This window comes from Rhizobium sp. CB3171 (genome assembly GCF_029714265.1).
Lineage (GTDB): Bacteria > Pseudomonadota > Alphaproteobacteria > Rhizobiales > Rhizobiaceae > Rhizobium.
This window is the reverse complement of record NZ_CP121653.1, coordinates 2212496-2225272: the sequence shown is the minus strand read 5'-3', so window position 1 is coordinate 2225272 and position 12777 is coordinate 2212496. Positions and strand designations below refer to the sequence as shown.

General features: G+C 59.3%; 11 protein-coding genes. 7 read left to right on the top strand and 4 right to left on the bottom strand.

Annotation, left to right across the window (positions count from 1 at the left end; all coding sequences use genetic code 11):
- Positions 1–10: 10 nt before the first annotated feature.
- The gene (locus QA648_RS29370) at positions 11–685 is read left to right on the top strand and encodes a 4-carboxy-4-hydroxy-2-oxoadipate aldolase/oxaloacetate decarboxylase (RefSeq protein ID WP_283052441.1); all 675 of its coding nucleotides are present in this window, start codon (positions 11–13) and stop codon (positions 683–685) included.
- Positions 686–727: 42 nt separating this feature from the next.
- Here the strand turns inward: QA648_RS29370 and QA648_RS29365 are convergent, their stop codons facing one another.
- A complete protein-coding gene (locus tag QA648_RS29365; RefSeq protein ID WP_104827497.1) occupies positions 728–973 on the bottom strand; it encodes a DUF6074 family protein in 246 nt (81 codons plus the stop codon).
- 347 nt (positions 974–1320) lie between these two features.
- On the opposite strand from QA648_RS29365, the gene QA648_RS29360 reads away from it, so the two are divergent.
- Entirely contained in the window at positions 1321–1800 is a 480-nt protein-coding gene (locus tag QA648_RS29360) for a DUF2231 domain-containing protein (protein WP_283052440.1), read from the top strand.
- A gap of 135 nt (positions 1801–1935) precedes the next feature.
- Here QA648_RS29360 and QA648_RS29355 read toward each other — a convergent pair whose 3' ends face one another.
- Complete coding sequence (locus QA648_RS29355) at positions 1936–2397, bottom strand: cupin domain-containing protein (RefSeq protein WP_283052438.1); 462 nt, start codon at positions 2395–2397, stop codon at positions 1936–1938.
- 126 nt (positions 2398–2523) lie between these two features.
- Between QA648_RS29355 and QA648_RS29350 the strand changes: the two genes are divergently transcribed.
- The 5 genes from QA648_RS29350 to QA648_RS29330 all read left to right on the top strand — a co-directional run bounded on the left by QA648_RS29350 (position 2524) and on the right by QA648_RS29330 (position 10227).
- A complete protein-coding gene (locus tag QA648_RS29350) occupies positions 2524–4077 on the top strand; it encodes a winged helix-turn-helix domain-containing protein (RefSeq protein WP_283052436.1) in 1554 nt (517 codons plus the stop codon).
- A gap of 678 nt (positions 4078–4755) precedes the next feature.
- Complete coding sequence (locus QA648_RS29345) at positions 4756–6081, top strand: TolC family outer membrane protein (RefSeq protein WP_245464118.1); 1326 nt, start codon at positions 4756–4758, stop codon at positions 6079–6081.
- Positions 6082–6110: 29 nt separating this feature from the next.
- On the top strand, positions 6111–8264 hold the full coding sequence (locus QA648_RS29340; RefSeq protein WP_283052433.1) for a type I secretion system permease/ATPase: 2154 nt from the start codon (positions 6111–6113) through the stop codon (positions 8262–8264).
- Positions 8264–9565 carry an HlyD family type I secretion periplasmic adaptor subunit gene (locus QA648_RS29335; protein WP_283052431.1) on the top strand — a complete coding sequence of 434 codons (1302 nt, stop codon included), beginning with the start codon at positions 8264–8266 and terminating at the stop codon, positions 9563–9565. Before QA648_RS29340 ends, QA648_RS29335 begins: the two co-directional genes overlap by 1 nt.
- An 8-nt stretch (positions 9566–9573) precedes the next feature.
- Positions 9574–10227, top strand: coding sequence for a ribbon-helix-helix domain-containing protein (locus QA648_RS29330; RefSeq protein WP_104827492.1), 654 nt, complete (start codon positions 9574–9576; stop codon positions 10225–10227).
- A 60-nt stretch (positions 10228–10287) separates the two neighbouring features.
- Here QA648_RS29330 and QA648_RS29325 read toward each other — a convergent pair whose 3' ends face one another.
- A complete protein-coding gene (locus QA648_RS29325; protein WP_104827491.1) occupies positions 10288–11238 on the bottom strand; it encodes a transglutaminase-like cysteine peptidase in 951 nt (316 codons plus the stop codon).
- A gap of 251 nt (positions 11239–11489) precedes the next feature.
- A complete protein-coding gene (locus tag QA648_RS29320; protein ID WP_283052429.1) occupies positions 11490–12701 on the bottom strand; it encodes a hypothetical protein in 1212 nt (403 codons plus the stop codon).
- Between the last annotated feature and the right edge of the window lie 76 nt (positions 12702–12777).

Genomic DNA, 12777 nt, shown 5'->3' with positions numbered 1-12777 from the left:
AGAAGTTTCCATGACCCACATCAAAGATATCGCCGAGCGACCGAGCACCGCAGACATCGAAGCGCTCGCCAAATTCTCGCCCGCAACGATCCATGAAGCCCAGGGTCGCCGCGGCGCGCTCTCCTCGCGTCTGAAGCCCGTGGACTATCGCATGAAGCTTTGCGGTCCGGCGTTCACGGTGAAGTGCGCGCCGCGCGACAACATCATGCTGCAGCTTGCGATCAACTACGCCAAACCGGGCGACATCATCGTCGTGTCTGCGGGAGAATACGAGGAAGCGGGCTCCTTCGGCGATGTTCTGGCCAATGCTTGCCTTGCCAAGGGCATCGGCGGCTTGGTGACCGATACAGGCGTGCGCGATACGCTTCAATTGAGGGAACTCGGGTTTCCGGTCTTCTCACTCAGCGTCTGCATCAAAGGCACGGTCAAGGAGACGCTCGCTGCGGTCAACGATCCGATCATCGTCGGCGGAGAGATCATCAATCCTGGTGATATCATCGTCGGCGACGCGGATGGTCTTGTCGTCGTTCGCAGAGAGGAAGCGCGGGAGGTCGCGCGGCTTTCGCAGGCGCGTGACGATGCCGAAGCGGGCTACATCGAAGCCTATAGGCAAGGCAAATCGGTCATCGAAGTCAGCAAGCTTGAGCCGGTGCTGAAAGTCAAGGGCCTCATCGTCGATATCTGACCAGTTATTTCCCGATCAGGCCGCCTAGCTGCCATTCGAAACCTAGTGTCCTGCCTCATCCATCGCAAAGGCGACTTGCAGTTCCATCTGAACCGCATGCATGAAGCGGCTCGCTTGGCGCGATATAGCCTCCTCGGTCATACCTTGCCGTTCGAGCGCAGCGGCAAGCGCCGCCATCTCCGACCGCCAGAAACGGTTAGCTTCCTCGCCATGAAGGCGCTGGAGAGCTTCTGCGCACCGTTTGACTTCGGCTACGCGCCGATCGGCAGGAAACTGTACAACCGTCATGCTGTCTTCGTCCTTGTAAGTCGAATCACCTCAGAATGACGCAGCATTGCCGCCGGACCTTCATAAATGGTGAACTGGCCGTTTTGGCCCGCTTTTTGCGATCTGCAATGGCAGCTCGTCCGGCAGTGGCATTGCGTCTCATCAACGGAACAAGGGGCAACTGGATCTGTAGCTGGTCCAATTGTTGCATTCCTAAATGGCCCTATAGACGCGCCCGTACCGCCGTCGCGTTGTGGAACATTCCTATGCAACCGGAGTTCATATGTATGGCTTAGTGCTGCCAAGCCTCTCATGCGTCGTGATGTGGTCTGATGGCGGCGCTCGCCGCGCCTCCGGGAGGCATTACGATGGCCCAGCCTATGATCACCCACAATCCTCACAGCACGGCAAGCATTGCCGGCCACCCTGTCCACGCAATGCTGATTCCATTCCCGATCGCCTTCTTCGTCGCGACCTTCGTTTGCGACCTCGTCTTTTGGCGAACCGGCAATGCAGCCTGGGCCACCGGCTCGCTCTGGCTGCTCGGGGCCGGCCTGATCATGGCCGCCCTGGCCGCTGTTGCCGGACTCACCGACGTCCTTGGCGACGCCCAGATCCGTAACCTTCAGGACTTATGGTTTCACGCCGGCGGCAACGTCCTTGTCGTCCTGATCGAGCTTTACAACTGGTACTCGCGATATGCCCATGCAGAGGCGGCGGTGGTGCCGGTTGGCCTCGTCCTGTCGCTGATCGTTGTCCTCATCCTCCTGTTCACGGGTTGGAAGGGCTGGGGAATGGTCTATCGGCACCATGTCGGCGTCGCGGATGAATCGGACGAAATGCGCTGAATACTGTCAGCGTGATTGTAGTCGGCCCCGCTTGCTGCAAAAGAATCCGGTCGGCGGACTGGAGAAGGTCCTGTAAACCAACGCAGGTCCTCCGTTGCACTTGTTGCCGCGTTGCACTGGGCCTGCCAATCGCGCCTACGCGCTTGTTGTCAGAGTAGAGATCTGATCGGTATCGTAGCGGCTCCGCAAGTCGGCAAGCGCGCTTGGATCGGGAGAGCCGCGTGCAGCGAGCTTCGCAAGCTCTTCGAAATAATGCTCGTGTCCGGGCGGAGAGACGGTCATCAGCACGCGCGCCGGCTTTTCGCTGACATTGGTGATGTTATGCGGCACGCCCGCTGGAATGAACAGGTAGGTACCCGGGGTAGCGCGGATCGTTTTTTCGCCGACGTGCCAGAGGCATTCGCCGTCGAGCATGTAGAAGGTTTCCTCCTGCACGCGATGGATATGCCGGCCGGTGGCAAACCCGGCTGGGATCGTCCAGTCGAACATGCTCGTGTGTCTCGTATCCTCGCCGGTGACGAGAAACACCATGGGATGGCCACGCAGCATGACCCCCTTGTTCTCGTCAGGCATGCGGATGACAGGGGCGGCGCTCATCTTATCCTCCATTGGCTCGGTGCTGCTTCCGCAAGCACCCACCCAGAATGCCACCGCCCTGTCGGACAGTCCTGAAGCCGTTCCGAAATTGTTGCGAAAAGATCGCAAACGGTATCTTCTTCAGGAATGGTTACAAGCCTCACGTTTGGCCCATTTCGCCTCGACGCCGATGCCGGGATCCTGTTCCACGGCGACAAGCCGACGCCGCTCGGTCAGCGGGCGGTTGCGTTGCTTGCGCTGCTCTTGGAGCGGTCGGGTTCACCGGTTTCGAAGGAAGCGCTAATCGAGACTGCATGGCCCGGGCTCGCCATAGAGGACAGCAACCTGACGGTCCAGATCGCGGCGGTGCGGCGGGTTCTCGAAAACCTTAGCGGTGGCGGATGCTGGATAGAGACGCTGCCACGACGCGGCTATCGTTATGTCGGACCGGCGGTCGCAGTTGATGGTCCTGATTCGGCAGCCGCGGTCTTGGCTACGACAACGCCGACATTGCCAGACAAGCCTTCGATCGCGGTTTTACCGTTCTCCAACCTGAGCGGCGATCCTGAACAGGATTATTTCACTGACGGGATGGTTGACGACATCATCACCGGCCTGGCGCGCATCAATTGGCTGCTCGTCATCGCGCGTAACTCGACCTTCATCTACAAGGGTCGCGCGGTGGACGTGAAGCAGGTCGCCCACGAGCTCGGTGTCCGCTACGTGCTCGAAGGCAGCGTGCGGAAAGCCGGTGGCAGCGTACGCGTGACCGGCCAGATGATCGATGCATCGACCGGCGCTCACGTATGGACTCAGCGGTACGACCGCTGCTCTACCGATATTTTTGCGCTTCAGGACGAGATCGCCCTATCGGCTGTCGGTGCAATCGCACCCAGCCTGCGGCGTGCCGAAATCGATAGGGTGAAGCGCAAGCGTCCCGACAGCCTCGATGCATATGATCTTGTGCTGCGGGCGCAGCTCGACGTGGATTCCGGCATGCCGGACCGGGTTGCGCGAGCGCTGGTGATGCTCGATCGTGCCATCGAACTCGATCCGGGTTATGCGCTGGCGCATGGCAATGCCGCGATGTGCCATCATTGCCTCTTCCTGCGCGCCGGCCTGCAGGAAGCCAACCGTGCCGCTTCCATCCGCCATGCTCGCTCAGCGATCCTCCACGGGCAGGATGATGCATCCGCCCTGACCCTTGCGGGTTTTTCCATTGGCATGGATGGACATGACCGGAAAGCTGCTTTCACCGCACTGGAAGCCGCACTCGCCATCAGCCCGTCATCTGCCCTGACCTATATCTTGGGAAGCGTCATTCTCGGATGGGGCGGAGAAGCAGAGCGGGCCATCGAGTGGAGCGAGCGGGGCATGCGGCTGAGCCCATTTGACTCATGGGCTTTTGCCGCATTCGATGCGCAAGCGATGAGTCATTTGCTGCTTGGCCGCTATGATGAAGCCTGTCGCGCAGCCTACAAGTCTGTTCAGGCCAATCCCGCACACAGCATCACCCATGTGCAATTGGCTGCCGCCCTGGCCAAGCTCGGCCGGCTGGAAGAAGCGAGGGCAGCCGCTGCGCGGGTGCTTGAGCTGCATCCAACGTTTCACTTCGGCCGCCAGTTTGCGGGCGTCGACTGTGCGCCGGCGCTCGCGCAATGCCTTGGTGATGCGCTACGTGCTGCCGGCCTGCCGGAGTAGCGCGCATCGACCCTGCCGGCGCCTTCGACGGGGTCCATGATTCGAATCCCGGCAAGAACAGATATTCGACGCCTAAAAGTAATTGGTAATAATAGAAGCGGGATATGTTTCCAGATAATCGAAGATCAGCTTCGCGCAGAACTTACTGTCCTGAGCTCGAGTAAGAATGTAATCAGCTTGTTCTACGTGGCTTTGGCTATAGCGGCAGAGCCGCGATAGTTGCGCTCACCACCTTCAATCAAGTGATAGCAGTCAAGATAGCGCGCAGCATCTTGAGTTATCGGCAGTCGTTTTGTACCGGTCCAACACATCGCCGGGGGCAGGCCTGCGTTTTGCATGAAGAGACGACTGTATGCCGGATCAACCGCACGTCTGCGCAGTGACTGTGAACAGACCAAAAATGGTCAACAAATTGTTAGTCATGAGGCTTGCGCGCCGCGATATTAACTGCTTCAGAGGAAATAAATAAGAATCTACTTTGCAAGTAGATGTGATTTCGTCTACCTAGTGGATGAATAAGCCTGGAAGTATATTAGCAAAGTACTGTTTTTGGGGAAGGGTACTATTTTGGTTTATAGAAAACGATTGATTGGGGCGATCGGCATTTCGGTAGCCATTAGTTCTTTATTGAGCGGCGCTGCTTACGCTACGACATTGCAGCAGGCAATTGACAAGACAATGAAGACCAACCCGCAGATCATGGAGGCTGCCCAGAATAGGGAGGCAACCGAGTTCCAACTGCGGCAGGCAAGGGGGCTTTATCTGCCGTCAGTCGATCTGGAGTCGGGTTATGGTCGCCGTAGACTTTCGGATGTCACGTCGGGAGCCCTGACGCGTAGCACGGATTACCTAAATCCGGCCGACGTCAGCTTGACGATTACGCAGACGTTGTTTGACGGCGGCGACCGCAAGGCACAGAAAGATAAGCAGGCGGCTCGTGTCGACAGCGCATCCTTTCGCGTCCAGCAGCGCTCGGAAGCCTTAGCGCTTGAAGTGACCCAGGATTATCTCGAATATATGCTGCAGACGGAAATTGTCGCGGCCGCGGAAAAGAACGTCGCCTTCCACAAGCAGATGGTCGGTAACATCGAGGATAGCATTAAGGGCGGGGCCCTTACCGATGCCGATCGTTATCAGGGCCGCGAGCGCCTGCAGGCGGCAAATGCCCGTCTTCAGGAAGCCAAGCAGGAACTGGATGCGACGAAGATCCGCTACCTTCAGGTCGTCGGCGAACCGATCAGCAATGCCCAGCGTCCGGCCTCCGTGTCGCATTACCTGCCGAAGACGCTGGATGATGCTGTCTTCATCGCCCAAAAGAACAATCCGCAGATTTCCTCGGGCAAAGCTGACGTGAATGCCGCGGACGCCGATGTCCGCGGTTCCAAGTCTGCCTTCCTGCCGAAGCTGGACCTTGTCGGCAGCGCCCGTATCGGTGACGATGTGGACGGCAACAAGGGCAACACCAACGACGTCCAGGTCGGTGTCGTCGCCAAGTGGAACCTCTATCACGGCGGCATCGATACCGCCCATCAGCAGGAACTGGTCCGTCGCGCAGCCGAACAGCGTTATGCGCTGAGTGAAACATATCGCGAGGTCGATCAGTCTGTTCGTTCCGCTTGGAGCGAGCGTACCAATCAGGCCCAGCTCGCGCGTATCCTGGACGGGCAGGAAAAGACAAACGCCCAGCTCGTAACGTCCTATCGTGAGCAGTTCAAGGTCGGTCAGCGCTCACTGCTCGATCTGTTGGATGCCCAGAACACCCGCTTCAACACCGAGGTTTTGGCCAAGACGGCTGACGTCGCCTCGCTCTTTGCCGAATACAAGATCCTTGCCGCATCGGGCAGTTTATTGTCGACGATGAAGCTGAAGCCGGTCGATCAGGCAACGCCTTATGCCCGTGATCAGTTCAGCGTGTCGTCGAACACGGCTGATCCCGGCTATACCAAATACGACTCGCATCAGAAGCCCGGCCTGCCGATGGATCTGCTCGAGCCGATTCGCTAATCGTCGCGATCCGGATTGGATAATACTCCATGTTGAACGTGGCACCTGAGGTGTCTGCGAGCGTACCGCTGCAGACGTTTAAATCGGCATTTAAATCGGTCGCTGCGTTCTACGGTCGCCCGAGCTCCGACACAGTGCTGTTTTCAGGCGTTCCGGACGAGGTTCTGGAGGCCATGGAGCAGGACGACGTCGAGCGACTGTCAGAACGCGTCGGCCTGCAGGTGCTGCAGCACAAGGAGCGCGATTGCCGGCTGGGTAATTTCGACTGTCCCGCCATCGTCACCTTTGCTGGTGGCGGTGTGCTTCCATTGCTTGAAATCGCCGAAAATGGCTCCTACGTCATCGATATCGCGCCAACAGCGGGGACGCCGCTCCACCTGACGCGGGATGAGCTTGCGGCGCTCAATCCGCAGGTCGCCTTTGCCTTCACGCTCTACTATCAGAATGCTTCGGAAGAAGCGCGCGTCGGTCATGCGATGGAGATAGAGAAGCGGCATTGGCTGGCAACGACGCTGGTGCCCTACTGGCGCACCTATACTCGCGTCATGCTGGCGGCGCTGTTTATCAACATCATCGCGCTGGCCTCGCCGCTCTTCACCATGAATGTCTATGACCGCGTGCTGCCAAACAAGGCGTTCCCAACGCTTTGGGTGCTGACGATCGGCATTTCCCTGGCCTATCTGTTCGATTTCCTGCTGAAGACGGCCCGCGCGGCGCTGATCGACTATGCCGGCCGCAAGGCGGACCTGCGCCTTTCGCAACTGATCTTCGACAAGATCCTGAATTCGACGCTAGCCTCTCGCCCGATGTCGACAGGCGAATATGCCAACCGCGTGACGCAATATGAATTCGTACGAGAATTCTTCACCTCGAACACGATCGGTGTGCTGATCGACAGCCTCTTCGTCATCATTTTCCTCATCGTCATCTATATGATCGCCGACTGGCTGGTGGTTATTCCGGCTGTCGCTTTCGTTCTGTCTGTCGTGATCGGCCTTGTGGCCCAGGCGCAGATTGGCAAGCGCATGGCGGCTGCGACGAACGAGGCATCACGTCGCCAGTCCATGCTTGTCGAGACGATTTCGACGATCGAGACATTGAAGAGCCTTCGAGCCGAGGCGACGATGCTACGCCGCTGGCAGGAGCTGACGAAATATTCGAGCCGCACCAGCGAGGACATCAAGCACATCTCGTCGAACGCCATTAACTTGACGATGTTGCTGCAACAAATGGTTAGCGTGTTCATCGTCGTGGCGGGCACCTATGAATTCGCCGATGGAAAAATTGCCATGGGCGCGATCGTCGCCACCGTCATGCTGGCGAGCCGTGCCGGCGCGCCTTTCGGACAGATCGCCATGACACTGGCGCGTTTCCGCCAAGCCACCATGTCGCTGCGCATTCTCGACAAGATCATGGAACAGCCTGATGATCGACCGTCGACGGTTGGCTTCGTCAACCGGCAGATCCGCAGTGGCGGATTCAGCTTCCAGAACGTCTCTTTCCAATATCCGGGTTCCGATCAGGCGGTCATCAATCAGTTGTCCTTCACGGTCACGCCCGGGGAGAAGATCGGGATTATCGGCCGCATAGGTTCGGGCAAGACGACGCTCGGCCGGCTGCTCGACGGGCTTTTCCAGCCTACCAGCGGCCGCGTGCTGATCGATGGTGTCGATATCCGCCAGTATCACATGGCAGAGGTGCGCGCCGCCGTGGCTGTCGCCGGCCAGTCATCTGACCTGTTCTCCGGCACAGTGAAAGAAAACCTGCTGCTCGGCAGGGCCGATGCCAGCGACGAGGAGTTGCTGGCCGTCTCGCGGATGACCGGTGTCGAGGAGTTCGTCGCCGTTCACCCGCGCGGTTTCGACATGCCCGTCGGCGAGCGCGGCGCGAACCTTTCGAATGGCCAGAAGCAGGCATTGACCATCGCCCGCCTGCTCCTGACCCGGCCGAAGATCGTTTTCCTCGACGAGCCCTCGGGGGCCATGGATCTGGCGAGCGAACGGCACCTGATCAACAAGCTGACAAATGCGTTCGGCCCGGAAACGACGGTGATGGTGGCAACCCATCGCCACAGCATGTTGGAGCTGGTCGACCGGCTGATCGTCATCGACAAGGGCCGCATCATTGCCGATGGACCAAAGCACGCCGTCATCGAGGCGATGCAGCGCAAGGCGGTGTCCTGATGCGTAGTCATCGCCACAATATCCACGACAATCCTCCGCTTTTTGCCCGGCTGATCCTCGGTATCTGCGCCTTGATGATTGCCGCTTTCATCGCCTGGGCGGCCTTGGCCGACATTGATGAGATCGCACGGGGCGAGGGGAAGGTGATACCGGTATCGAAGACGCAGATCGTACAGTCATCCGAGCCGGGCATCGTCCAGCAGATCAATGTCAATCTTGGCCAGATCGTCCATAAGGGCGATCTTCTCGTCCAGCTCGACAATACCACGACACAATCGACGCTTGGTGAGTCGGTGGCCAAGGCCCGCGCTCTCGGTGCCAAGGTCGAGCGCCTCGCCTTGGAGGAGGCCGGCACCTACGACGCACAATTCGTCTGTCCGGCCGATATTCTGGCCACCGCCAAGGACGTCTGCGATAACGAGGAAAAGCTCTTCGAGGCGGATCGTGCCGCCTATCAGAACAAGCTTAATGTTCTCGATCAGCGTTTGAAGCAGCATCAGAACGAGCTGGACGAGGCCCACGCCAACATAGACCGCCTGACGCAGAATATTGTCGGCGCCCAGAAGCAGTATGATCTGCTGAAGCCGCTCGGCGAGAAGAAGCTCGTCGCCGAAACTGAAATCCTGAAGGTCCAGCGAGACCTGGTCGACCTGCAGGGTCAGCTTAAAGTCTATGTCGAAAGTCTGGATCGCCTGCAGGCAGCCGTCAAGGAAGCGAATTTGCAGGTCAACGACCTTGGGTTGCAGTTGCGTCAGCAGGCATTGACCGACAAGGGGCAGGCGTTGTCGGAGCTGTCCGTCGTCGACGAGACGATCCGTGGGGCTTCCGACCGGGTCAAGCATACCGATATCCGTTCCCCGGTCGACGGCATCGTCAATACGCTGGAGGTCAACACGATCGGCGCCTATGTCGACGCCGGCAAAGTCATCGCCGGCGTCGTGCCGACAGCCGACAATCTGCTGATCGAGGCGAAGATTTCACCGCGCGACGTTGCCTTCGTGCGCCTCGGCCAGCCGGCGGTCATCAAGATCTCGGCCTACGATTTCTCGATCTTCGGCGCGCTGGATGGTGCGGTCGTCAACGTCTCCGCCGACAGCCTTGTCGATAAGGACAAGAACGAAACCTATTACCTCGTGCGCATCAAGACCGACAAGTCGGAGCTGGAGCGCGACGGCAAGCGCTATCCGATCATCCCCGGCATGGTGGCTTCGGCCGAGATCATGACCGGCCGCAAGGCGATCCTTGCCTATTTGATGAAGCCGATCAACAAGGCGCGCTCCGAAGCGCTGACAGAACGGTGAGGGCGGCGATGCGCAAAGGAGCCGGAAAGGACGAAGTCACGACGATGGCCCGCAGCGAAGCCTTGCCATCCGTCGATGGTGACGAACTGGAGCCGCGTTTCCGCGCCGTGACTGGCGGCGGCGAGCGTCGCGGCATCCGCTTGGAGCGGATCTATTGGGACGGCCTCGGACGGATGTCCGAAGCCGGCGGCATCAGCATCGGCGACCTCGTTTACCACACGGCGACCGACATGCCGGAAACGGGCAATCTCGCCTCGCTGTTGCGTGTGCTGAGCTTCAAATGGGCGCTGAGCCGTCTGGACGCCATCGAGGATGTTGCGTCGCTAACCAATCTCAACGCAGTCCTTCAGGCGTCGCCGACGCCGGCAGTGGTGTTGACGCGGGAGCGTGGGATCAAGCTCTTCAACGATGCCTTCCTGAAAATGCTGCGCCACCGCCTGCCTTTGATTGATGACGTCCAGCAGACGGCGCGCACCCTGCGCTTTTCCATCGACACCCAGGTCGAGGAAGTATTCTCCGTCCTATCGAGCAATCGCGGCAAGACGCTGAATACAGGCTTCAAGATCGGCCTCGGCTCGCAATCGCTGACGGGCCAGATCAATCTGGCACTGGCACCGACGCACGAGGCCCCGATGCTGATGGGCTATATTTCCGTTTATTGAGAAGTCGTCACGTTCGTTGAGCGCGGCATTCGCCGCGGAACGTCGAAAAGGCGAGCCCGATCAGTGGATCTCGCCTTCGCCAGGGGCCACCTTGGCGAGCGGCATTGCGGCGACAACCGCTTTCGCATGAGGATCGCGGGAGCCGTGCAGATAGCCGCGGCCGGCGACGATCGAATAGAGCGGCAGATATTCTGCAATGCGCCTGTCGGACAAAACTTCATCGCGCATGTTGTCGAGGATGAAATAATTGCCGTTGACCGAGACCGAGAGGACGGCGTGGTAGAAATGCCGCTGCTGGTCAAAGAGGATGACCAGCGCCATTTGGTCGAGATCGACGCCTGCATTGTAGAGGGCGGCCATCTTTAATATGGCAAAGTCCTCGCAGTCGCCCTGCTGGTGCGACAGGGCCTCGCTCGGCTTCGCCCAGTAGTCCGTCACATGATAGGTATCCATGTCGCTGGCGTAGCGGATGGCATGGTTGACGGTGAAATTGATGGTGTTGATCTTGTCGCGGATCGAGGCGCCGGCAGCCTTTGTCTCGGCAGCCGCGACGGCAGCTGCGGCTGTATCGCATCCACCAGCGCTGCAACCGAGCGCTTTGCCGGAACGGATCTCGGCGAGCGGGCCGGCAAACTTGTCGAGCGCCGCAAGATGCTTGAAGGGGATGGCGACTGTTCCGAACACCGAGTCGCCCATTGGGGTGTTGGTCGGCTGTGCGGGACGTGCCGGCTCGAGCACAGCTTCATCATTATGCGGAAGACCTGCGGGCTCGACGGCGAGGCTCTGGCTCAGCGCGGCAAGGTCGAGGCCCTCAATCGCCTTTGCTGTGTTTGCGGCGGTCGGCGCAAAGAGATTGATGACCGTGTCGAACAGCGGATCCGAAAGCAGGTTGACGACCGGGCGGACGGTATCGCTGGTCGCCGCCAGGCAGGTGGTTGATGACGACAGACCAAAGGCAAGGGAAGCTGCAGCAATCGCTGCAAGTATAACTTTATTGTTCTTGCGTTCCATTGGCGCATTATTCTCCCTGGTTGAGAGAATAATGCGCGATACCTCTGAATATGGCGTTCGGAAGCGTAGATAATCTAAGTATAAATTAAGCGATCAAATAAGTATAAAATTCAACCGGGTTTGGTGGGAAACCATTAAGGATGACGTCGGCATGCGCACCAAAATGATCCAGCATGACGCTGCAACTGATAACACAGCGTGGCGCGATAGCGTGCTTCAATGCGCACCGCGCTCGATGCGATTGCTCTACTTCAGAACGACTGAGTGGGCTGCGCGGCGACCTTCAGCTTGCCGCCGTCGATCGTATTGATCACCATTTTGCGCTCTACCATGCCGGCGGCATTGAAGCGGAACAGCCCGGTCGTGCCGCGGAAGCCGACCTTGTTCATCAGGTTGGCGGTGGTGATGGCTTGCGGGCCCTGGGAACGGATGAGGCCGGAGGCGATCGCCATAGCGTCGTAGCCATAGGCGCCGGAGGTTGTCAGCGGATGGTTGAAGTGGCGCTGGTAGCGCTCGGCAATTAGCCCGCTGCTTTGCGTGTCGTCCGTCGCGACAAATGCACCAGCCACAGCCGACACGGCATAGATTGATTGGGGCCATCTGTTGGTGCCCACCACCGCCTGAGCGGGAATGGCGGCGCTGCGCACGGCACTCGCTACTGCGCCGATTTCCGGCGTGTTACCGAGAATGACCACGATCTCGGCCGACTGGATAAGCGGCCGGTTCTTGGTAAGGATATCCGCGGCCTGATCGCTTGTGTTGTAACGGCCAAGGCCCATGAAAGTGTTGCCGCTGTTCCAGATGGCGTTGCTCAACCTGGTGCTGTCGGATGGAGAAAAATCCGCAGGCACCAGCGCCGACACCTTCTTGTGACCTCCGGGACCGGCCGCCTTGACGCCCTCGGTCGCGCTATCGATTTCGTCCGAGGCGAGGTTGAAGACATCGCCACCGGTCGAGGCCATAGCACTCGCAAGGTTAAGCAGTGGCGGGCGTTGGGCGGGGGAAATAGCGGCAATGGCAGCGGTCTCGGCCGGCGGCAGATAGCTGACGATCAGCGCGGCATTACGACCCTTGGCCGCGGCAACCTGCGCCGCGATTCCTGCAGGGCCCTGGCCGACATCTTTTACACGCAGCCGAATTTGATTGTTGCCGAGCTCGCCGACGCCAAGCACTGCCCCGTCACGCACGTCGCGAGCCGGACCTTCGTAGAGACCTGCCGCGCCTTTGCGCATCAGCAACGTAATTTCCGTGCCGCTGTCGCCGCCGTAGGTTTCATCGATGGCGGTGGACGGCATTTTTATGTCGTCGTTCTTGCTGTTGCTGCTCAGGCCAGCACCGTTCATCTGGCATCCGGCGAGGCTGGCGCAGAGGACGAGAACGGCACCGCCCGTGGGGCGCCGGTGCTGTCTGCGCCGCAGCCAATCAGTCAAAAGGCTCAACGAAAGGCTGATCGCAAACGGCACAACTCACTCCCCCGATTCCCGAACGCAGGCTGCGACAGCCTATGGCGGCGCATTTGCACACAGCGGCTGACGGAAA